The sequence below is a fragment of the Endozoicomonas sp. ALD040 genome, assembly GCF_049275945.1.
GTDB lineage: Bacteria > Pseudomonadota > Gammaproteobacteria > Pseudomonadales > Endozoicomonadaceae > Endozoicomonas_A.
The window spans coordinates 5,151,389-5,175,691 of record NZ_CP184829.1; the positions used below are offsets into that span (position 1 = coordinate 5,151,389).

Genomic DNA, 24,303 nt, shown 5'->3' on the forward strand with positions numbered 1-24,303 from the left:
AAAAACCGTTGTCGAAAGTTAAGTAATCGATTTATTTAATGGCGGTGTGTTGATGTTAGATACAACTGTTTTAAAAAAAACGGATCCTCAAAGCCCGGCAACTCATTCCAATCAGAATAACGGGGCTAATAGTTCACCCAAAAGACATTTCGGTAATGTTGGTCCCGGAGTTGTTGTCGATCCAACGCCAATGGCTGAACGCAGTTGCCGTTCACCGGCTGCTGACTGTTCTCCCTGCGACCGGGAGCAACTTGGGGGCAAGGGAATGTTTTTGTGGCGCATGAAGAAAGCCGGTCTGTCTGTTCCAGCATTTGAGTGTGTTACTGCTCAAGTCATGAATGCCCTTGAACAACAGCCTCTGGATAGCCATCGTTTAGACCGCTATCTCCCTGAGATTGGCTGTGTACTGACGGCAGAGCCCAGCCTGACGAGCATCAGGCAATGCCTCAATGCCTTGCCACCTTCAGAGCAAACCAAAAGGAATCACTGGCTGGCGGGTCTGGAACAATTTATTGCCAGTGATGACTATTACCAACAGGTTAAAGATTCTGAAGCGGCCCAACACATCAGGGGGCTGTGCCGACAGTTGCACCGAACCTCCGAATCAAAGCCCGTTATTGTCCGCAGTTCCGGTATCAATGAAGATAACTACGGCGATGCCCAGGCGGGCAAATACCGCTCAGAAGTTCAGGGAGAAGAGGATATTGTGCGTACCTGCCTCAAGATTATGGCTTCAGCTTACCGGCCTGAAGTCTGTTCCGAAGGCATACCCTCCCCCATGCCACTGGTCATCCAACAATGCATTGACTGCAAATACGGTGGGGTCGCCATGAGCTTTCAATCCTTTGAGGATGGCACCATCAGGGTTGAGTACACAAAGGGTCAGCCCAAAGGCGTAGTAGCAGGGCAGTCCGGCAACACGCCCCACCGCATCGATATTTATCGCGGGGATAGCAAAGAAGAAACTAAAAGCTTTCAATTCTTTCCCGGGAAGATCTCGAGTCACTTTATCCTGCATAAGGACAATAACGGCTACTCGGAAATCAGAATTGATGATGGCGATAGCCAATCAAACGACGTTGAACAACAACTTACTGATGGCATGATTTCAGACCTGAAGGAGATGGTGACAAAGCTGGAAAAACTGTTGCTCTGCCCCGTGGATGTGGAGTTTGCCATAGACCATCAGGGCCGCCTGCTCCTGCTGCAGGTGCGTCCTGTCACCCGACTCTCCGGCGGCCTCGACTTTGCCATGCCCATACCCGAAGAGACCCTGGCCATCGGCGAAGGTGTCAGCGAAGGCTACTGCACCGGATCACTCTGGCTGGCTCAAGAATCAGCGGCAGACTCCATGCCAGAGGGAGCCATTGTCGTGGCCCGACACGCTCAAGACTGGATGCTTGAGCCCGGGTTCCTGAAGCGGGCAGGAGGCTTTGTTACTGCCACAGGAGGCTTCAATGATCATGTAGCGATCCTGATGAAACAGCAACGAAAAACCCTGATGCTGGCGGCTGGCCAGTTTGAGGCTGTGGTCGCTCAGGTTGGCCAACAGGCGACGCTGGCCTGTGCCCGCTTTAACGGCAAACCCGGAGCCTTTATTGTTGTCGATGACATGACCGGGAAACTGGTGAGTCGCCAAAGTCTATCCTCTGCTGTTTCTGATGTGCCGCCAGCAAAGGCCATCCCTTCATGGGATGATTTGTCCCTCCCGGAAGGCGCACTCCGTCAGGTCGCGAGCGGTTTTCAATGGCTCACGGATCAAAATGCCCGCCTGTTGGCATTTTTTGCCTCCGGCGGCGGACTGGATTGTCTGGCAAACCCGGTAAAACTGAGCATGTCGCCGCAAAGATCAAAGCGACTGGCAGAGACCTGTGACAGCGTAAATCTACTGGTTCATGGGGCTGAAGCGCTGCTGGATGGGTACGGTGTATTCTTGCAACTGGCTGGAGAGAGACGTTCACACAGTGTCGTGTCATTGCAGGATGAAGTACCGCAACTGATCAATCGGTTCGAGAAGCTGAAAAAGACCATTCAATCCGGGTTGAAGCGTATCACTCTTCCCATGCAAGCCTCCGACAAAGGACAGCTATCCCCGGGAATATTTCATCAGTGGGTGGCAGACTGTTATCAGCTACAATCCTGTCTTCAGGCACTCAGTCCTGGTAAGGCTGAGTGGGTCCGGAGTGTCCATGAGCTGATTTTTGCTTTGCATCAGCGCTTCGTAAAGGCGTTGGGACAGGTTACTCTGGACTCGGGTCAGGGCAGGCTATCTAAAATAAATGACATCACCTATGCTGATTGCACGACCTGGGGTGAAGAGGCTCCGCTATTGAGCCCGACCGTTGCATCCATCAATGAGTTAAAGTCTGAAGCGACTGTCGTCAGTATGGATGATGCCTTTATTGTTACCCTGGATCTTGGTGATCATAAGACTGTTATCGAGCTATTCGAGCATGCAGAGGGGGGAAAAGGTCGAACCGTTCGGCTAAAATTCTCTGACAAATTTTATAGCCCTGATGGCAGTGATGCACCTGGGAAGTTAAAACGTATGTGGTTTCTGGCGCGGTTACTGAAAGCAATCGAACTGGATAAAAATGCTGATGCTATGAAGCTAAGCTGCAATGTCGTAGTGGGAGAAATTATTGTCGAATGCGCTCGAATGCCACTGGTTAAAACCAGGCAGGATATTATTTTAGAACTGATGACGACATTAAAGGTCATTAGCAATCTGGATTTATATTTAAATGGAAAAGTCATTTTTGAAAGAGATCAGTGGAACTTTAACTTGCTTGAACAACGCCTTAATGGCGATGTTACGACAGAAGCTGATAGATTCGTCTTTCAACAATGCCTCTTCGTACTGGTTCATGGTACACGAAATTACATCACTGAAGATTGCTACCGATTATTAGCCAACCCCTACCAACAGTTTATTGATCAAGCTCGCCGCTTGGCAGAGTATGATTGTAAACCAGTGCGCCAGCTTCGGGAAATTTTAATGAATGACAAGATTGCTGATGACACGCGCAGGAAACTCTTTCACCATCTTTTAACGTTTAAGCCCAGCATCGCTAGTCAATTGACTGAGGATGTGTATCCCCATTTGAGAGATAAATACTTTGTTGTCGAACCATCACAAGGTTACGAACTGAGGTTTGCTGTTTCACCGGATCAGCCGCTTTGGCGGCAAAATAGAGAAAAAGTCGAAAAAGCCTTGCTGAAGCATGAGATCGAACATGCCAGTCAAAGGGTGCGAAAAGAATACTGGTTTTTATTTGATCGGTGAATTTGCAAACTCTACCGGTGCAAACCCTGTTGCCAGCCTGTTGTTGTTTTTACTACTGCGTGCCTGAAGCTGTCGGGGGAACTTTATAAAAACATGATTGTCAAATTAAAGTAATGCCAATCGTGCTTTCTGACGCCCGTGATGAGCATGGAGATTTGAGCCTTAAGGCAAGGCGACGATCGCCAACGCAGGATTAAGGCTCAAATCTTCAGTGCAGCAGGGCGTTAGAAAGTTCGATGGGTATAGCGGCTCGCCATTGAGTCATGGATGAATATTAACCTGAGAGGGATGTCTTTATGTTCACTTTACCACCTGCAAACATTGTCAGATCAGATTCTGAAAGTCTGGCTACTGTCCCCGATCAGAATACCGGGGCTGATAGTTCACACAAAAGGCATTTCGGCGATCTTAAATCCACTGGTGTTCCCGAAGCAACGCCACTATCCAAGCGCAATATCCAGGGTCTGACACCACCTGTTGCCAGTGATGACTATTACGAACAGGTTAAACATTCCCAAGCGTCCCTGGCCATCGGCGAGGGGGGCAGCGAAGGCTTGTGCACCAGGCCAATCTGGTTGGCCAAAGAATGGGAGGCAGAATCTATGCCAGATGGTGCCATGGTCTCGGCCCCATACATTGAAGACTGGATGCTTGAGCCTGAGTTCCTGAAACGGGCAGGGGGCTTTGTCCTGGCCAAAGCAGAACTCATCACTGACACTGTAGCGACCCTCATGAAAGAGAAAGGAAAAATTTTGATGCTGGACCCTGACGCTGGTCTGCCCCCGTTTTAACGATGAGTCTGGTGCCTTCGATTCGGGTGCCAGTCAAAGGGTGCGAAATGAATACATAACATGAAAGGGATATCTTGATGTTACCTGCAACTAGATTTGACATTTCAAATTCTCAAAGCTTGGCAACCGTTCCCATTCAGAATACTGAGGTCAACAAATCACTGGAAAGATATTTCAGTGATCTTGATCCCAGTGACGTGCGCGACCCAACGTCGATTACCGGGCGCACCTGCCGTTCTCCTGCTTCAGATCAGGCTGTCGGCTATTCTCCCTCCAAACGGCAACAACTCGGGGGCAAGGGGATGTTTTTGTTGCGCATGAAAGAAGCCGGTCTGTCTGTTCCGCACTTCGAATGTGTTACGGCTCAAGTGATGCATGCGCTTGAACAACACCCTCTCGATCGCCATCTTTTAGAGCGCTATTTTCCCGGGTTTGTTTATGAACCGGCGACGGAGACCAGCCTGAAGAACATCCGGGAATACCTCAATACCCTGTTGCCTTCAGAGCAAACCAAAAGGGATGACTGGCTGGCGGGTCTGGTGCAACTTATTGTCAGTGATGACTATTACCAGCAGGTTAAGGGTTCTGAAGCGGCCCAACACATCAAGGGGCTGCGCCGACAGTTGGACCGATCCTCCAAATCGCAGCCCGTTATTGTCCGCAGTTCCGGCATTAATGAAGATAACTACGGCGATGCCCAGGCGGGTAAATACCTCTCGGAAGTTCAGGGAGATGAGGATGTTTTGCGTACCTGCCTCAGGGTTATGGCTTCAGCTTATCGACCTGAAGTCTGTTCCGAAGGCATATCATCCCCCATGGCGCTGGTCATCCAAGAGTGCATTGACTGCCAATACGGCGGGGTCGCCATGAGCTTTCAATCCTTTGAGGATGGTACCGTCAGGGTTGAGTACACAATGGGTCAGCCCAGAGGTGTAGTGGCAGGACAATCCGGTAACAGGCCCCACCGCATCGATATTTATCGCGGGGATAGCAAAGAAGAAACTAACAGCTTTCAATTCTTTCCCGGGACGATCTCGAGTCGTTACATCCTGCGCAAAGATAATAACGGCTATTCGGAAACAAAAATGGATGATGCCGATGCCCAATCAAACGACGTTGAGCAACAACTCACTGATGACATGGTTGCAGACCTCAGGCAGATGGTGACAGAGCTGGAAAAACTTTTGCTGTGCCCCGTGGATATGGAGTTTGCCATCGATCATCAGGGTCGTCTGTTCCTGTTGCAGGTGCGTCCTGTCACCCGACTCTCTGGCGGCCTGGATTTCGCCATGCCCATACCCGAAGAGACTCTGGCCACTGGCGAGGGCGTCAGCGAAGGCTATTGCACCGGACCACTCTGGCTGGCTGAAGAACCAGCGGCAGGCTCTATGCCAGAGGGAGCCATTGTCGTGGCCCGACACGCTCAAGACTGGATGCTTGAGCACGGGTTCCTGAAGCGGGCAGGAGGCTTTGTTACTGCCACAGGAGGATTCAATGATCATGTAGCGATCCTGATGAAACAGCAACGAAAAACCCTGATGCTGGCCGGTGACCAGTTTGAGTCCGTGGCCGCTCAGGTTGGCCAACAGGCGACGCTGGCCTGTGCCCGCTTTGAAGGTAAGCCCGGTGCCTTTATTGTTGCCGGTGACATGACCGGGAAACTGTTGAGTCACGGCATTCTATCCTCTGCTGCTTCTGATGAACCTTCAGCAAAAGCCATCCCTTCATGGGATGATTTGTCCCTCTCAGAAGGCGCACTCCGTCAGGTCGCCAGCGGATTTCAATGGCTCACGGATCAAAATGCCCGCCTGTTGGCATTTTTTGCCTCCGGCGGCGGACTGGATTGTCTGGCAAACCCGGTAAAACTGAGCATGTCGCCACAACGATCAAAGCGACTGGCAGAGACCTGTGACAGCATAAATCGACTGGTTTATGGGGCTAAAGCACTGCTGGATGGGTACAAGGCATTCCTGCAACTGGCTGTTGAGAGAAGTTCAGACCGCGTCGAGTCATTGCGGAATGAATTACCGCAGCTGAGCAACCGGTTCGAGAGGTTGAAACGGACCATTCAATTCGGGTTAGAGCGTATCACTCTTCCCATGCAAGCTGCCGAAGGAGAGAAGGTATCCCCCGTAACCTTTCGTCAGTGGGTGGCAGACTGTCATCAGCTACAATCCTGTCTTCAAGCACTTAACCCTGGAAAGGCTGAGCAGGTGCGAAGTGTCCATGAGCTGATTTTTGCCCTGCATCAGCGTTTTGTGGAGGCATTGGCACCGGTCACTCTGGCTTCGGGTCAGGGTGAGGTATCTACGGTAGATGACATCATCTTTGTCGATTGCACGACACCGGGTGCAGAGGCACCGCTATTGAGACCATCCGGCAAAGCGTACATAGAAGGTTTAGAGCTTTCAGGAACTGTCGTCAGTATGGATGATGCCTTGATTGTTAACCTGAAGCTTGGAAGTCATATGAGCCTTGTCGAGCTGCTTGAACACACAGAGGGGGGTAAGGGACGAACCTTGCGGCTGAAATTTTCTGACCGGTTTCGGAGCCCTGATGGCAGTGGTGAGCATGGTAAGTTAAAGCGTATGTGGTTTTTAGTGCAGCTACTGAAAGTGATCAACCTGGGTGAAAAGGCTGATAGCATGAAGCTGGGTTGTAACGCCGTGGCGGGTGAAATTATCGTCGAATACTCCGGTATGAAATCACGTAAAGCCATGCAGGATGCCTTTGAAAAACTGATGATTGTGTTAAATGGTATGGCTGAGCTTGATTTTTTCTTCAGGGATAGGCAAACATTTGCAGAAGATCATTGGGACTTTAGCTTGCTAGCGCAAAGCCTTAATCCCGAAGTTATGACAGAAGCCGACAGATTCACTTTTCAATATTGTCTTTTTACAATGTATTATCTGAGGGATTTTTGCCGTATTAATCCCGAATGCTGCCAGTTGTTAAGCAACCACCTTCAACAGTTTGTTTATTATGCTGAGCAGTTGGGGAAGTGTTGCGCGTTGGTCTATTCCGAGAAAAAACCGGAGGACAGTCTGAGGGAAATTTTAATGAGTGTTGAGATTAGTGAGGATATCCGCAGGGAACTCTTGCATCATTTTTTATTATCAGAACGCCATTACTCTATAGGACTGATTGAGTATTTTTATCCTGATTTGAGAGGTCAATACTTTATTATCAAACCATCACGCGATTACACGCTGACCTTTGATGTTCCACCGTCTCAGTCGCTGTTGGATATCAAAGGAACGCTGAAGGAAGCCTTGGTGAAGGGTGGGCTGGAATATGTCAGCCAAGGGATTCGAAGTGATAAAGAGCTTGTATTAGAAGCCCTGGCTGGGCATCCATCGGACGTGAAATATGCAGGTAAGGAGCTGAGGGGTGATAAACAAGTTGCCATAGCCGCAGTCACCCGGAGAGGCTGTCTCCTGTTTGACGTCAACTCGAAACTTCAGGATGATGATGACGTTATCAAAGCCGCTATCAAACAGAATCCAGGTGCTCTGGAGTTTGCCAGTGAAAGAATCCGAAGGGATAAAAGCATTATTAATAGTGTGATTAAACATGGCGTTTTTTACTTGCAAGATGCCAGTGAAACTTTGTTAAATGATCGCGAGTATATGCTTGACTTAATTGCAGAGTATCCTGAAGCATTCCAATATGTGGCTTCCGGGCTTAAAAGTGATCAGAATTTTATCGATTCAGTAATGCTTAGAAACCCCAAAGTTGATAAATACATCAGATATTTTTTAGATAGTGTCTGATCTGTTCTGACAGCAATGGCCAGTGCAAGCTGCGTTGCTAACTTATTGGTCGTAAGATCATAAAAAACTCCGGGGTCAGCTAATAAACAACAGAAAACATTAACATAAGAGAGATGTCATAATGTTAAATGCTGATTTTGGTACATCAAAGCCTCCAATCCTGAGAAGGATTCCCAATCAGAATAACCGAGCTGATAGTTCACCCGAAAAGTATTTCAGTGACCCTCAGTCCTTTGGCATTCGATCCATTCAAACTCCTTTATCCCGGCGTCTCTGTGGTTTGTCTGTTTCAGATCAGGCTGACACACTCCGCGAACAACTTGGAGGCAAGGGGATGTTTTTGTGGCGCATGAGCAAAACCGGTTTATCTGTTCCGCCATTCCAATGTGTGACAACCGGGGTCATGGCTGCTCTTGCACGTTATTCTCTGGATACCCGTCGTTTATCCCACTATCTTCCCGGGATTGACCACGGACAGCAGGCACAGACCAGCCTGACGAAGATCAGGGAATACCTCAATGCCTTGCCACCTTCGGAGCAAACCAAAAGAGATGAATGGTTGGCGGGTCTGGCAGAATTTATTGCCAGTGATGACTGTTACGAACAGGTTAAAAATTCTGAAGCAGCTAAAAAAATCAGGGATCTGCGTCGTCAGCTGGATGGACCCTGCACATCACAGCCGTTTATTGTCCGCAGTTCCGGCATTAATGAAGATAACTTCGGCGATGCCCAGGCGGGCAAATACCTCTCGGACGTTCAGGGAGATGAGGATGTTTTGCGTACCTGCCTCAGGGTTATGGCTTCAGCTTACCGACCTGAAGTCTGTTCCGAAGGCATACCCTCCCCCATAGCACTGGTCATCCAACAGTGCATTGACTGCCAATACGGCGGGGTTGCCATGAGCTTTCAATCCTTTAACGATGGTACCGTCAGGGTTGAGTACACAATGGGGCAGCCCAGAGGCGTAGTGGCAGGGCAGTCTGGTAACAGGCCCCACCGCATCGATATTTATCGCGGGGATAGCAAAGAAGAAACTGACCGCTTTCAATTCTTTCCCGGGACGATCTCGAGTCACTTTATCCTGCAAAAGAACAATAACGGCTATTCAGAAACAAGAATTGATGATGCCGATGCCCAATCAAACGACGTTGAGCAACAACTCACTGATGACATGGTTTCAGACCTCAGGCAGATGGTGACAGAGCTGGAAAAACTTTTGCTCTGCCCCGTGGATGTGGAGTTTGCCATAGACCATCAAGGTCGCCTGTTTCTGTTGCAGGTGCGTCCTGTCACCCGACTCTCTGGCGGCCTGGATTTCGCCATGCCCATACCCGAAGAGACCCTGGCCATCGGCGAGGGTGTCAGCGAAGGCTATTGCACCGGACCGCTCTGGCTGGCTGAAGAAGCAGCGGCAGACTCTATGCCAGACGGAGCCATAGTGGTGGCCCGACACGCTGAAGACTGGATGCTTGAGCCCGGGTTCCTGAAGCGGGCAGGAGGCTTTGTCACTGCCACAGGAGGGTTCAATGATCATGTAGCGATCGCCATGAAACAGAAACGAAAAGCCCTGATGCTGGCCGCTAGTCAGTTCGCGGCAGTGGCCGCTAAGCCTGGCCAACAGGTGACGCTGGCCTGTGCCCACTTTAACGGAAAGTCCGGAGCCTTTATTGTTGCCGGTGACATTACCGGGGAACTGGTGAGTCATGGAAGCCTGTCTGATCTGCCGCCAGTAAAAGCCGTCCCGTCACGGGATGATTTGTCCCCCTCAGACGACACATTCCATACGGTCGCCAGCGGTTTTCAATGGCTCACGGATCAAAATGCCCGGCTGTTGGCATTTTTTGCCACCGGCGGCGGGCTGGACTGTCTGGCAAATCCGGTAAAACTGAGTATGTCGCCACAACGATCAAAGCGACTGGCAGAGACCTTGGACAGCGTAAATCGACTGGTTCATGGGGCTCAGGCGCTGCTGGATGGGTACGAGGCATTCCTGCAACTGGCTGTTAAGCAAAGTTCTGACAGAGTCGAGTCATTGCGGCAAGAGTTACCGCAGCTGAGCAACCGGTTCGAGATGCTGAAACAGACCATTGAATCCGGGTTAGAGCGTATCACTCCTCTCATGCAAGCCGCTGAAAAAGAGAAGGTATCCCCGGTAAGCTTTCGTCAGTGGCTGGCAGACTGTCATCAGCTACAATCCTGTCTTCAAGCACTCAACCCGAAAAGCGCTGAGCAGGTGAGAAGTGTTCATGGGCTGATTTTTGCCTTGCATCAGCGTTTTGTGGAGGCACTGGCACCGGTCACTCTGGCTTCGGATCAGGGTGAGGTATCTACGGCAAATGGCATCACTTATGTTGATTGCACGACACCGGGCGCAAAGACGCCGTTATTGAGACCGTCCGACAAAGTATCCATTGAAGAATCAGGGCTCTTGGGGACTGTCATCAGTATGGATACTGCCTTGATTGTTAACCTGAAGCTTGGCAGTCATATGAGCCTTGTCGAGCTGCTTGAAAACGCAGAGGGAGGTAAAGGACGAACCTTGAGGCTGAAATTTTCTGACCAGTTTCGGAGCCCTGATGGCAGTGATGAACACGGTAAGTTAAAACGTATGTGGTTTTTAGTGCAGCTACTGAAAACGATCAAGCTGGGTAAGGAGGCTGTTAGCATGAAGCTGGGTTGTAACGCCGTGGCGGGTGAAATTATCGTCGAATACTCCGGCATAACATCATGCAAAGCCATGCAGGATGCCTTTGAAAAACTGATGATTGTGTTAAGTGATATGTCTGAGCTTGATATTTTCTTTACTGACAGAAAGACATTTGCAGAAAATCATTGGGATTTTAACTTGCTTGCACAACGCCTTAATTCCGATGCTATGACAGAAACCGATAGATTCACCTTTCAATATTGTCTTTTCACAATGTATTATCTGCGTTTATGCCGTCTTGTTCCCGAATGCTGCCAGTTACTAAGCAACCACCTTCAACAGTTTGTTTATTATGCTGAGCAGTTAGGGGAGTGTCTGGCGTTAGTAAATTCCAAGAAAAAACCGGAGGATAGTCTAAGGGAAATTTTAATGAGTGTTGAGATTAGTGAGGATATCCGCAGGGAGCTCTTACATCATTTTTTATTGTCAAATCGCCATTACTCTATAGGACTGATTGAGTACTTTTATCCGCATTTGAGAGATCAATACTTTATTATCAAACCATCACGGGATTACACGCTGACATTTGATGTTCCACCGTCTCAGTCGCTTTCGGATATCAAAGGAACGGTGAAGAAAGCCCTGGTGAAAGATGGACTGGAATATGTCAGTCAACGGATTCGAAGTGATAAAGAGCTTGTATTAGAAGCTGTTACAGGGCATCCATCTAACCTGAAATATGCAAGTCAGGAACTGAGGAATGATAAACAGGTTGTCATAGCCGCAGTTACTCAGAGAGGCTGTTGTCTGATCGACGCCAGCTCGAAACTTCAGGATGATGATGACGTTGTCAAGGCCGCTATCAAACAGAGTCCAGATGCTCTGGAGTATGCCAGTGAAAGAATTCGAAGAGATAAAAGCATTATTAGTAGTGTAATTAAACAAGGCGTTTGTCACTTGCGATATGTCAGTAAAACCTTGTTAAATGATCGCGAGTATATGCTTGACTTAATTGCAGAGTATCCTGGAGCTTTCAAACATGCGGCTTACAGGCTTAAAAATGATCAGGTTTTTATCGATTCAGCAAGGCTTGGAAACCCCGAAGTTGATAAATACGTCAGGTATTTTTTAGCCTGAATTATGAACTTTATAAAAATATTATTGTCAAATGTAAAGGTAATGACCAGTCGTTGATTCATGGATGATTATTAACGTGAGAGGGATACCTTTATGTTACCTTTACCACCTGCAACCATTGGCAGATCAGATTTTCAAAGTCTGGCAATTGACCCCAATCATAAGGCTGAGGCTGATCGTTCAGCCAAAAGGTATTTTGGTGATCCTGAAGCCACTGGCGTTCCCGACACAAGGTCACTAGCCAAGCGCAAATGCTGTTCTCCTGTTCAAGATCAGGCTGATCATTGTTCCCCTGCCAACCGGGCACTAGTTGGGGGCAAGGGAATGTTTTTGCAGCGTATGAAAGCAGCCGGTTTGTCTGTGCCACCGTTTCAGTGTGTGACAACTCAGGTCACCAATGCGCTGGAACAATACCCTCTGGATAGCCAGCGTCTGGAACCCTATTTCCCCGGGATCGGCGATGAACCGGAGGCGGAGATCAGTCTGGCAAACATCAGGGAATGCCTCAATGCGATGCTGCCTTCAGAGCAAGCCAGAAGAGACAGCTGGCTGGCGGGTCTGGCGAACTTTATTGCCAGTGATGACTTTTATGAGCAGGTTAGAGATTCTGAAGCGGCCCAACACATCAGGGATCACGGACTATCAACATCAGGGCCGCTTATTGTCCGCAGTTCCGGCATCAATGAAGATAACTACGGCGACGCCCAGGCGGGCAAATACCTTTCGGAAGTTCAGGGAGATGAGGATATTTTGCGAACCTGTCTAAAGGTTATGGCCTCAGCTTACCGGCCTGAAGTCTGTTCCGAAGGCATACCGCAACCCATGGCGCTGATTATCCAGGAGTGTATTGACTGCCTGCACGGCGGAGTCGCCATGAGTTTTCAATCCTTTGATGATGATACCGTCAGGGTTGAGTTCACACGGGGGCAGCCCAGAGGGATAGTGGCCGGGCAGTCCGGTAACAGGCCCCATCGTATTGATATTTTTCGCAAGGAAGGCGCCGACAGCTATCAATACTTTCCCGGGACCATCTCAAGTCATTACATCCTGCGTAAAGACAATAACGGCTATTCGGAAATAAGAATGGATGATGCCGATGCCCAATCAAACGACGTTGAACAACAACTCACTGATGACATGGTTGCAGACCTCAGGGTGATGCTGACAAAGCTGGAAAAGTTGTTGCTCTGTCCGGTGGATGTGGAGTTTGCCATAAACTATCAGGGTCGTCTGTTCCTGTTGCAGGTGCGTCCTGTCACCCGACTCTCTGGTGGCCTGGATTTCGCCATGCCCATACCCGAAGAGACCCTGGCCATTGGCGAGGGTGTCAGCGAAGGCTATTGCACCGGACCACTCTGGCTGGCTGAAGAATCAGCGGCAGACTCTATGCCAGAGGGAGCCATTGTCGTGGCCCGACACGCTAAAGACTGGATGCTTGAGCCCGGGTTCCTGAAGCGGGCAGGAGGCTTTGTTACTGCCACAGGCGGATTCAATGATCATGTCGCGATCCTGATGAAACAGCAACGAAAAACCCTGATGCTGGCCGGTGACCAGTTTGAGTCCGTGGCCGCTCAGGTTGGCCAACAGGCGACGCTGGCCTGTGCCCGCTTTAACGGTAAGCCCGGTGCCTTTATTGTTGCCGGTGACATGACCGGGAAACTGTTGAGTCACGGCATTCTATCCTCTGCTGTTTCTGATGAGCCTTCAGCAAAAGCCATCCCTGCATGGGATGAATTGTCCCTCTCAGAAGGCGCACTCCGTCAGGTCGCCAGCGGATTTCAATGGCTCACGGATCAAAATGCCCGCCTGTTGGCATTTTTTGCCACCGGCGGCGGGCTGGATTGTCTGGCAAACCCGGTAAAACTGAGCATGTCACCACAACGATCAAAGCTATTGGCAGAGACCTTGGACAGCGTAAATCGACTGGTTCATGGGGCTCAAGCGCTGCTGGATGGGTACGGGGCATTCCTGCAACTGGCTGTTAAGCAAAGTTCAGACAGAGTCGAGTCATTGCGGCAAGAATTACCGCTGCTGAGCAACCGGTTCGAGATGTTGAAACAGACCATTGAATCCGGGCTAGAGCGTATCACTCTTCCCATGCAAGCTGCCGAAGAAGAGAAGGTATCCCCGGTAAGCTTTCGTCAGTGGCTGGCAGACTGTCATCAGCTACAATCCTGTCTTCAAGCGCTCAACCCTGAAAGCGCTGAGCAGGTGCGAAGTGTTCATGAGCTGATTTTTGCCTTGCATCAGCGTTTCGTAAAAGCGCTGGCACCGGTCACTCTGGCTTCGGGTCAGGGTGAGATATCTACGATCAACGACATCACCTATGTTGATTGCACGAGTCCGGGCGCAGGGGCGCCGTTATTGAAGCCGTCCGACAAAATATTCATTGAAGGATCAAGGCGCTCAGGGACTGTCGTCAGTATGGATGATGCTCTGATTGTTAACCTGAAGCTTGGCACTCATATGAGCCTTGTCGAGCTGCTTGAACACGCAGAGGGAGGTAAAAAACGAACCTTGCGACTGACATTTTCTGATCAATTTGATAGATCTGATGATTTTGATATATCCGGCAAGTTCCGGCGCATGTGGTTTCTGGCGCAATTATTGAGAGAGATCAAACTGGATGAAAATGCTGATAGCATGAAGCTGAGTTGCAACGCTGTTGCGGGTATAATGACCGTCGAATGCCCCCGAATGAAATCAACTCAAACCATGCAGGCTGCCTTTAAAAAACTGATGATTGTGTTATGTGCTTTGAGTAATTTGGATATTCGTTTGAATTACGGACCCATTTTTGAAGGAGGCCAGTGGGACTTTGACTTGCTTGCCCAGCGCCTTAATCGTGATATTGCGACAGAAGCGGATAGATTCGCCTTTCAACGTTGCCTTTTCTTAATGTCTTTTCAGAATAAAAGAGAGTGGCCCCATATTGCTCCTTGCTGTGAGTTATTAAGCAGATACCATCAACAGTTTATTTATTATGCTCATCGCTTATGTGTTTATTTTTTGTCATTGAAAAGTCGGGAAAAACCTGAAGAAACTGCGCGGGAAATCTTGATGAGTGATGAGATGAGTGAACAGACCCGCAGGGAACTCTTGCACCATTCTATATTATTTAATCCTATAAGTACTATTAGATTGATTGAGGAAGTGTATGACATCGGATATCAATGCTTTGTTATCAATCCATCTTGCAATTACAAATTGGAGTTTTATGTACCACCGGGCCAGCCACTTGAGGATCATAAAGAAAAGATCAGGAATGCCGTGCTGAAGCATGGATTGGAATATGCCAGTCAACGGGTTCGAAATGATAAATATTTTGTATTATCCGCCATTACAAAAGATCCCTCACAACTGCGAGATTTGAGTGAGGAGCTGAGAAATGATAGCGATGTCGTCAAGGCCGCTATCGAAACGTCTTCCACACTTCTGGTTCATGCAGGTGAGAGAGCCCGAGGGGATATAAAGGTTATTCGAGTGGCCATTGCTAAGAGTATTTCCAGCTTATCATTGGCCAGTGAAAAGATTTTGAAGGATCGCGAGTGTATGCTCGAATTAATTGAAATAAATCCTCAGGCTTTCAATTATGCTGCTTCCGAGCTTAAAGGTAATAAAGCTTTCATCAATGCAGCAAAACAAAGAAACCCTGAAGTTCATGAATTCCTCAGATAATCTGCGAACAAGGTCTGATCGATTCAGATAATGTTGACCAGTGCCAACCCCGTTGTTGTTATTTTTCTACTGTGTGCCTGAAGCTGACGGGGGAACTTTATAAAAACATTATTGTCAAACGTAAGGGTAACGACCAGTCGTTGATTCATGGATGAATATTAACGTGAGAGGGATACCTTTATGTTACCTTTACCACCTGCAACCATTGGCAGATCAGATTTTCAAAGTCTGTCAATTGTCCCCAATCATAAGACTGAGGCTGATCGTTCAGCCAAAAAGTATCTTGGTGATCCTGAACCCGCTGGCGTTCCCGACACTAGGTCACTAGCCAGGCGCAAATGCAGCTCACCTGTTGCAGATCAGGCTACTCATTGTTCTGTTGCCAACCGGGAACTGCTTGGTGGCAAGGGAATGTTTTTGCAGCGCATGAAAGCAGCCGGTTTGTCTATGCCACCGTTTCAGTGTGTGACAACTCAGGTCACCAATGCGCTGGAACAATACCCTCTGGATAGCCAGCGTCTGGAACCCTATTTCCCCGGGATCGGCAATGAACCGGAGGCAAAGATCAGTCTGGCGAAGATCAGGGAACGCCTCAATGCGTTGCTGCCTTCAGAGCAAGCCAGAAGAGACAGCTGGCTGGCAGGTCTGGCGAACTTTATTGCCAGTGATGATTTTTATGAGCAGGTTAGAGATTCTGAAGCGGCCCAACACATCAGGGATCACGGACTATCAACATCAGGGCCGCTTATTGTCCGCAGTTCCGGCATCAATGAAGATAACTACGGCGACGCCCAGGCGGGCAAATACCTTTCGGAAGTTCAGGGAGATGAGGATATTTTGCGAACCTGTCTAAAGGTTATGGCCTCAGCTTACCGGCCTGAAGTCTGTTCCGAAGGCATACCGCAACCCATGGCGCTGATTATCCAGGAGTGTATTGACTGCCTGCACGGCGGAGTCGCCATGAGTTTTCAATCCTTTGATGATGATACCGTCAGGGTTGAGTTCACACGGGGGCAGCCCAGAGGGATAGTGGCCGGGCAGTCCGGTAACAGGCCCCATCGTATTGATATTTTTCGCAAGGAAGGCGCCGACAGCTATCAATACTTTCCCGGGACCATCTCAAGTCATTACATCCTGCGTAAAGACAATAACGGCTATTCGGAAATAAGAATGGATGATGCCGATGCCCAATCAAACGACGTTGAACAACAACTCACTGATGACATGGTTGCAGACCTCAGGGTGATGGTGACAAAGCTGGAAAAGCTGTTGCTCTGTCCGGTGGATGTGGAGTTTGCCATAAACTATCAGGGTCGTCTGTTCCTGTTGCAGGTGCGTCCTGTCACCCGACTCTCTGGCGGCCTGGATTTCGCCATGCCCATACCCGAAGAGACCCTGGCCATCGGCGAGGGTGTCAGCGAAGGCTATTGCACCGGACCGCTCTGGCTGGCTGAAGAAGCAGCGGCAGACTCTATGCCAGACGGAGCCATAGTGGTGGCCCGACACGCTGAAGACTGGATGCTTGAGCCCGGGTTCCTGAAGCGGGCAGGAGGCTTTGTCACTGCCACAGGAGGGTTCAATGATCATGTCGCGATCCTGATGAAACAGCAACGAAAAACCCTGATGCTGGCCGGTGATCAGTTTGAGTCCGTGGCCGCTCAGGTTGGCCAACAGGCGACGCTGGCCTGTGCCCGCTTTAACGGTAAGCCCGGTGCCTTTATTGTTGCCGGTGACATGACCGGGAAACTGGTGAGTCATGGAAGCCTGTCTGATCTGCCGCCAGTAAAAGCCGTCCCGTCACGGGATGATTTGTCCCCCTCAGACGACACATTCCATACGGTCGCCAGCGGTTTTCAATGGCTCACGGATCAAAATGCCCGGCTGTTGGCATTTTTTGCCTCCGGCGGCGGGCTGGACTGTCTGGCAAATCCGGTAAAACTGAGTATGTCGCCACAACGATCAAAGCGACTGGCAGAGACCTGCGACAGTGTAAATCGGCTGGTTGATGGGGCTCAAGCTCTGCTGGATGGGTATGGGACATTCTTGCAACTGGCTGGTAAGAGGTGTTCACACAGGGTCAGGTCATTGCGACAAGAAGTACCGCAATTGAACGACCGGTTCGCAATGTTGAAAAAAACCATTCTATCCGGGTTAAAGCGTATTATTCTTCCCATGCAAGCCACTGAAAAAGGGAAGCTATCCCCGGTAATGTTTCGTCAGTGGGTAGCAGACTGTTGTCGGCTACAATCCTGTCTTCAAACACTTAACCCTGAGGAGGCTGAGCAGGTCCGGAGTGTCCATGAGCTGATTTTTGCCCTGCATCAGCGTTTCGTGAAAGCGCTGGCACCAGTCACTCTGGCCTGGGGTCAGGACAGTCTGTCCATAAAAAGGAAAATCACCTACGTTGATTGCACGACCCAGGGTGAAGAGGCGCCGCTGTTGAGGCAGTCCAGCAGAGCATTCATGGAAGAGTCAGGGCTTTCAGGGACTCTTATCAGTATGGATGAAGCCTTGATTGTTAACCTGGATCTTGGCAGCCATGTGAGCCTTATCGAACTGCTTGAACGCGCAGAGGGAGGGAAAGGACGCACCTTGCGGCTGACATTTTCTGACCAGTTTGTTAGCACTGATTACGCAGGTAAATCCGGCAAGTTAATGCGTATGTGGTTTCTCGCGCAATTACTGAGAGAGATCAAACTGGCTGATAATCCTGATAACATGAAGCTAAGTTATAACGCCGTAGCGGGTGAAATTATCGTCGAATGTTCCCGAATGACAACACGTCCAGCTATGCAGGATGCCTTTGAAAAACTGATCACTGTCTTACCTGCTATGTCTGATCTGGATCTGCATTTGAAGTGCAGTCCCATTTTTGAAGGAAGTCAGTGGGACTTTAACCTGCTTGCACAACGCCTTGAACGTGATGTTGCCACAGGAGCGGATAGATTTGCCTTTCAACATTGCCTTTTTGTCATGTTTTATCGGATTGCGGGTGGTCAATACTCGACTGCCGCTTTCTGCTGGCTGTTAAGCAAACACCAGCAAGAGGTTGCTCATCATGCCCGCCGGTTGGGCGCGTGTCAGTGGTCGTTGTTGCTTAAGAACAAACCGAAAGAGAGTCTGCGGGAAATCTTAATGAGTGATGAGATGAGTGAGGATATCCGCAAGGAACTCTTACATCATTTTTTATTATTCGATCCCAAAAGCGCTACCCGATTGGTTGAACAACTGTATGACCTGGGAGATCAATACTTTGTTATCAAGCCATCTTACGGTTACAGATTGGAATTTTATGCGTCACCTCAGCCACTGTCCGGGGATCATAAAGAAAAGGTCAGGAATGCCGTGCTGAAGCATGGTTTGGAATATGCCAGCCAACGGGTTCGCAATGATAGAGACTTTGTATTACCCGCCATTTCAAAACATCCCAAACAACTGCAATATTTGAGTGTGGAGCTGAGGGATGACAGCGATATTGTTATGGCCGCTGTCGAAAAAAATCCCTTAGCTCTGAATTATGCCAGTGAAAGACTCCGAAACGATAAAAACATTATTCGAATGGCCATTGCTGAGAGTACTTATCCCTTATCATTTGCCAGCGAAAAGGTTTTGAGTGATCGCGAGTGCATGCTCGACTTAATTGCAAAAAATCCTCAGGCTTTCCATTATGCTGCTGTAAAGCTTAAAGATGATAAAAAATTTATCAATGCCGCAAAACAAAGAAACCCCGAACTTCGTAAATACCTCAGATAATCTGCAAACAGGGTCTGATTGATTCAGACAACGCTGACCAGTGCCAACACTGTTGCCAGCCTGTTGTTGCTTTTTCTACTGCGTGCTTGAAGCTGACGTGTGAACTTTATAAAAACGCCATTGTCAAAGGGGGGAGAGGGAAATCTAGATGTTGTCTGTTAATGAAGTGCGCAATAGGGAATTAGAAAGTTCGATTGGTATTAGTGGAAAACCAGAGAATGATAAGTACGTCGTCATGGCTGCGGTCACTCGGTATGGCAACGGGCTGGCAGATGCAAGCCCGGAGGTTGAACATAAACATCAGAGGGATGTCTCAGTTACATGCCAATTCTGATCGTTCAAATCAGCAAATCCCGACAACCATTCCAAATCGGATTACCGGGGCTCTCAGTTCAGTTAACAGGGCTAACCTTTTAGCCAAAAGATATTTCAGTTATCTGGTTGCCAGTCCCATTCCCTGCCAGACACTACTGGCCAATCGTGTCTGTCGTATACAGACTTCAGTTCCACTCAATCAGGCTGCTGACCAGTCTCGCCCCAACCGGGCACTGCTTGGGGGCAAGGGAATGTTTTTGCAGCGCATGAAGGCAGCAGGTCTGCCTGTTCCACCCTTCAAGTGTGTAACTGCTCAAATCATGAATGCGCTTGAACAATATCCTCTGGATAGCCATCAACTTGCTCGCTGTCTCCCGGGGATTGTTCATCAACAGAAGGCTCAGACCAGCCTGATTAACATCCGGAAATACCTCAATGCCCTGCCATCTTCAGAACAAGTGAAAAGGGATATCGGGCTGGCGGGTCTGGCGAAATTTATTGCCAGTAATGACTTTTACGAACAGGTTAAAGATTCTGAAGCGGCCCGGCACATTGGCAATCTGCGCTCTCAGCTGGACGGACCGTGGACATCAGAGCCGGTGATTGTTCGCAGCTCTGGCATCAGCGAAGATAATTACGGCGATGCCCAGGCGGGCAAATACCTCTCGAAAGTTCAGGGAGAAGAGGATGTTGTGCGAACCTGCCTTGAGGTTATGGCCTCAGGTTACCGGCAAGAAGTCTGTCCCGGAGTTATACCACCCCCCATGGCGCTGATCCTCCAACAGTGCATTGACTGCCAATATGGCGGGGTCGTCATGAGCTTTCAATCCTTTCAGGATGATACCCTCAGGGTCGAATACACACCGGGTCAGCCCAGAGGCGTTGTGACAGGACAGTCCGGTAACAGGCCCCATCGCATCGATATTTCTCGCAAAGAAAGCGTTGACAGCGCTCACTATTTTCCCGGAACGATTTCAAGTCGCTTCATCCTGCGCAAAAACACGAATAATAACGGCTATTCAGAAATAAGAATTCATGATGCGGATACTCAATCAGACGACTTCAGTCAGCAACTCAGTGATGACAGGGTTTCAGCACTCAGGGAGATGGTGACAAAGCTCGAAAACCTCTTGCTCTGTCCTGTGGATATGGAGTTTGCCATCGATCATAAGGGGCGCCTGTTCCTGTTGCAGGTGCGCCCTGTTACCCGACTCTCTGGTGGCATGAGTTTTGCCATGCCGATACCCGAAGAGACTCTGGCCATCGGCGAGGTTGTCAGCGAAGGCTATTGCACCGGACCACTCTGGGTAGCCAAAAAACAAAAGGCAGACTTGATGCCAGAGGGAGCCGTTGTCGTGGCCCACCACGCGCAAGAGTGGATGCTTGAGCCTGAGTTCCTGAAGCGGGCAGGAGGGCTCGTCTTTGATGAAGGAGGATTCAATGATCATGTAGCGATCCTCCTGAGACAGAAAGCAAAAACTTTGATGCTGGCTGCTGGCCAGTACCCGGCCATAGCCGCTCAGGACGGCCATCAGGTTACACTGGCCTGCGCTCGTTTTAAAGGGACGCCCGGTGCCTTTATTGTTGTCGGTGACCATAGCGCAAAACTGACCAGTTTCAGAACGCCATCCAGTGCTTTTTTCGATGAAACCTTACCGCAAACCATCCCGACACAGGATGATTTGTCCCCCCCTGAAGGCACATTTCGTCAGGTCGCCAGTGGCTTTAAGTGGCTCACAGATCAAAATGCCCGACTGCTGCTGCTCTACGCCCCGGGCAGTGGCCTGGATTGTCTGGCAAATCCGGTAAAACTGAGTATGTCGCCACAACGAGCAAAGATACTGGCAGAGACCAGGGAATGCGTAAATCGGCTTATTTATGGCGCAAAAGCCCTGTTGGAGGGTTACCTGGCCTTCTTGCTGCTGGCGCGTAACAGCAGGGCACCCAAGGTCGGGCGATTGCTGGATGAATTACCGCTATTAATCAACCGGTTCGAGACGTTGAAACAGACTATCCGAGCAGAGCTGGAGGCTATCATCCTGCCACTGGATGACTGTGAAGATGGGAAGATATCGTTTCGTCAGTGGCTGGCCGCCTGCCACCGGCTACAATCCTGTCTTCAGGCACTCAACCCTTCAGAGGCTGAGCAGGTGCGCAGTGTCCATGAGCTGATTTTTGCCCTGCATAAGCGCTTTGTAGAGGCACTGGCTCCGGTCACTCTGGCCTCGGGACAGGGCAGATCGTTCAAGGAGGAAGAAGTCGCTTATGTTGATTGCACGACTCCGGTTGGCTCGGGTGAAAGTCCTCCGCTATTGAGTCCCTCCTGCAAGGCATCCCTCAAAAAATTAGCCCGTCCGGCGACGGTCATCAGTATGGATGATGCCTTGATTGTGAACCTTAAGTTAGGACATCACCTGGCGCTTATCGAGCTACTTGAAAACGCAGAGGGAGTTAAAGGACGAACCTTGCGGCTGAAATTTTCTGACGAGTTTGATGCCATTGATGGCACTGACAAACCCGGCAAATTGAAACGCATGTGGTTTCTGGTGCAATTACTGAAAACGATCGAACTGGATAAAAATGCTGCCGGTATGAAGCTCAGTAGCAACGCCGTAGCGGGAGAAATTATTGTCGAATACACCCGAATGACATCACGTCAAACCATGCAGGATGCCTTTGAAAAACTGATGACAGCTTTGCATGCTATTCAGGATATGGATATTTATTTAGAGGACTGCAGCCTTTTTGAAGGAGATCAGTGGAATTTTGATTTGCTTGCGCAACGTCTTGATAGAGACTCAGCCACAGAAGCTGATAGATTTGCCTTTCAACATTGTCTTTTCTCAACGATTTATGACTATTCCACGATGACTCCCGATTGTTGCCAGTTATTAAGTAAACAACACCAACAATTTATTGATTATGTTCAACGGTTAGAAGAGTGGTGGAGAAAGTCGGAGAACCATTTTCGGGAAGTGTTAATGAGTAATGAGATCAGTGAGGACACCCGCAGGGAGCTTTTACATCATCTGTTATTGATAGATGCCCAAAACGCTATGCCATTGGTTGAGGCTGTTTATCCCGATTTGAGAGACCAATACTATATTGTAAAACCATCAGCCTGCAGTTATAGCCTGGAGTTTGATGTTCCATCAGGTCAGTCGCTTCCGGAAGACAGAGAAAAGGTCAAGAGTTTCTTTCTGAAGTATGGGCTCGAATATGCCAGCCAACGGGCTCAAAAAGATAAACATCTGGTATTAGCCATCACTGCAGCACATCCGCATAACCTGAAGTATTTGAGTGAAGAACTGAAAGCTGATAAAGAGGTCGTCCTGGCCGCAGTCACTGGAGATGGCGGTCTGCTGGAATATGCCAGCTCGGGGCTTCAGGATGATGATGAGGTTGTCATTGCTGCTATCGCACAGTATCCAGACGCTTTTAAGTACGCAAGTCCAAGAATCCGAAGCGATAAAAACATGATTAAAATCTTGATAGCTGATGATATCACTCACTTAAGACATGCCCATAGAGCGGTATTTCATGATCGCGAGTATATGCTGGACTTAATTCAGGAATATCCTCTGGCTTTCGAATATGCTGCCTACAGACTTCAAGAAGATGAGGACTTTATTGATGCAGCAGTCCAAAGAAATTGCGAAGTTCTTAAATACATACGCAAGTAAGAAGTTCGGAATGCTCCATTTTTTATCCTGATTAAGCTCTGTGCTTGCAGCGAATGGCGGAACTCTATAAAAATTCTCTTGTCAAATCAAAGGTAAGTAGCTAACCAGTTGGTTTCGTATATTCTGGACGGCGGCTTTTTCCATCCTTCTGCGTTCCAACTCTGGTTGCCTGGCTATGGCTACACGCCCGTCGTTGCGCCTTGAAGGATGAAAAAATCCACTCGCCAGAATATGCGAAACCAACTGGCCAGGTACTTAAAGGCTCACTCTGGTCACCCAGTACAAAAGTAAATAAAACGAGGGTTTTCTTTACTTTCTGTTGTAGTGGTGCAGTGTTAATAGGTAACACCTTTTAATACCAAAGGAGAAGAGGATGGCCACCACCTCAGTTAAACTTGATGAAGACTTGAAAAGGAGGGTTCAGCACTTGGCTGAAGCCAGACACCGATCAGCCCACTGGATTATGTGTGAGGCAATTCGTCACTATGTGGCTTGTGAGGAAAAGAAAGAAGCCTTCAAGCAGGATGCTCTCAATGCTTGGGAAGCCTATCAGGAAAATGGCATGCACCTGACGCTTGAAGAGGCAGATGCATGGCTGGCCAAACTTGAAGCCGGAGAAGATGCGGAGATTCCTAAGTGTCACGATTGATATGGTCACCTTCTGCCCTTAGAGATGTTCAGCGACTTCATCGGTTTCTGGCAAGCAAAGGTGGAAAGTCTGCCAGCCGTGCTATCAAAACAATCCGTTCTAATGTGAAAATTTTAGCCCATCAACCTGAAGTTGGTCGGCCTGTTGATGGCATGGAGCCTGAGTTTAGGGAGTGGCTGATTGACTTTGGTAGCAGTGATTATGTTGCCTTGTATCGTACTGATGGCGAACTAACAACGGTACTAGTGCAGCTAAGCTCTGATATCCATACACCCCTCGTTCCCACGCAACAAAGGGTGTCGCAAAACCCTGGTTCACCTCCCGTCATTTCCGGCCTCACTCCCGTCATTCCCGCGAAGGCGGGAATCCACACAGACTCATCACCAGAACCATACTGCCCGGTGCCCCCCTGGCCTTTTCATCCGCGTGAAGGCAGAGACCCGCTGTTGGCGCTGGATTCCCGCCTTCGCGGGAATGACGACCACAGAGTATCGGAACGAGTGGGCTGTATGGATATCAAGGCTTGGCTGCACTAGGAGCCTTATATGGTCCGCCCCGTTTTGCAAGAGCCTGTTTTGTTAATTAGCAAAC

General features: G+C 49.1%; 9 protein-coding genes. All 9 read left to right on the forward strand.

The window, feature by feature from the left end; translation table 11 throughout:
• Nucleotides 1-52: 52 nt before the first annotated feature.
• Complete coding sequence (locus ACOJUN_RS18820) at nt 53-3,286, forward strand: PEP/pyruvate-binding domain-containing protein (RefSeq protein ID WP_422133434.1); 3,234 nt, start codon at nt 53-55, stop codon at nt 3,284-3,286.
• A 296-nt stretch (nt 3,287-3,582) separates the two neighbouring features.
• Nucleotides 3,583-4,077 (forward strand): hypothetical protein, encoded by a 495-nt coding sequence (locus ACOJUN_RS18825; RefSeq protein WP_422133435.1) that lies wholly within the window; start codon nt 3,583-3,585, stop codon nt 4,075-4,077.
• A 77-nt stretch (nt 4,078-4,154) separates the two neighbouring features.
• Nucleotides 4,155-7,850, forward strand: a complete 3,696-nt coding sequence (locus tag ACOJUN_RS18830) for a PEP/pyruvate-binding domain-containing protein (RefSeq protein ID WP_422133436.1) — start codon at nt 4,155-4,157, stop codon at nt 7,848-7,850.
• 121 nt (nt 7,851-7,971) lie between these two features.
• Complete coding sequence (locus tag ACOJUN_RS18835; RefSeq protein ID WP_422133437.1) at nt 7,972-11,634, forward strand: DUF4116 domain-containing protein; 3,663 nt, start codon at nt 7,972-7,974, stop codon at nt 11,632-11,634.
• Nucleotides 11,635-11,727: 93 nt separating this feature from the next.
• On the forward strand, nt 11,728-15,312 hold the full coding sequence (locus ACOJUN_RS18840; RefSeq protein WP_422133438.1) for a PEP/pyruvate-binding domain-containing protein: 3,585 nt from the start codon (nt 11,728-11,730) through the stop codon (nt 15,310-15,312).
• A 180-nt stretch (nt 15,313-15,492) separates the two neighbouring features.
• On the forward strand, nt 15,493-19,065 hold the full coding sequence (locus tag ACOJUN_RS18845; protein WP_422133439.1) for a DUF4116 domain-containing protein: 3,573 nt from the start codon (nt 15,493-15,495) through the stop codon (nt 19,063-19,065).
• 218 nt (nt 19,066-19,283) lie between these two features.
• Entirely contained in the window at nt 19,284-23,063 is a 3,780-nt protein-coding gene (locus ACOJUN_RS18850) for a DUF4116 domain-containing protein (protein ID WP_422133440.1), read from the forward strand.
• A gap of 373 nt (nt 23,064-23,436) precedes the next feature.
• Complete coding sequence (locus ACOJUN_RS18855) at nt 23,437-23,712, forward strand: CopG family ribbon-helix-helix protein (RefSeq protein WP_422133441.1); 276 nt, start codon at nt 23,437-23,439, stop codon at nt 23,710-23,712.
• Nucleotides 23,700-24,248: a type II toxin-antitoxin system RelE/ParE family toxin gene (locus tag ACOJUN_RS18860; protein WP_422133442.1), complete on the forward strand. Its 549-nt coding sequence runs from the start codon at nt 23,700-23,702 to the stop codon at nt 24,246-24,248. Before ACOJUN_RS18855 ends, ACOJUN_RS18860 begins: the two co-directional genes overlap by 13 nt.
• The last annotated feature ends 55 nt before the right edge of the window (nt 24,249-24,303 follow it).

Excerpts from the sequence above, each read along its gene's own strand:
- ACOJUN_RS18820 (WP_422133434.1), top strand. The coding sequence starts at position 53 with ATGTTAGATACAACTGTTTTAAAAAAAACGGATCCTCAAAGCCCGGCA.
- ACOJUN_RS18825 (WP_422133435.1), top strand. The coding sequence starts at position 3,583 with ATGTTCACTTTACCACCTGCAAACATTGTCAGATCAGATTCTGAAAGT.
- ACOJUN_RS18830 (WP_422133436.1), top strand. The coding sequence starts at position 4,155 with ATGTTACCTGCAACTAGATTTGACATTTCAAATTCTCAAAGCTTGGCA.
- ACOJUN_RS18835 (WP_422133437.1), top strand. The coding sequence starts at position 7,972 with ATGTTAAATGCTGATTTTGGTACATCAAAGCCTCCAATCCTGAGAAGG.
- ACOJUN_RS18840 (WP_422133438.1), top strand. The coding sequence starts at position 11,728 with ATGTTACCTTTACCACCTGCAACCATTGGCAGATCAGATTTTCAAAGT.
- ACOJUN_RS18845 (WP_422133439.1), top strand. The coding sequence starts at position 15,493 with ATGTTACCTTTACCACCTGCAACCATTGGCAGATCAGATTTTCAAAGT.
- ACOJUN_RS18850 (WP_422133440.1), top strand. The coding sequence starts at position 19,284 with ATGATAAGTACGTCGTCATGGCTGCGGTCACTCGGTATGGCAACGGGC.
- ACOJUN_RS18855 (WP_422133441.1), top strand. The coding sequence starts at position 23,437 with ATGGCCACCACCTCAGTTAAACTTGATGAAGACTTGAAAAGGAGGGTT.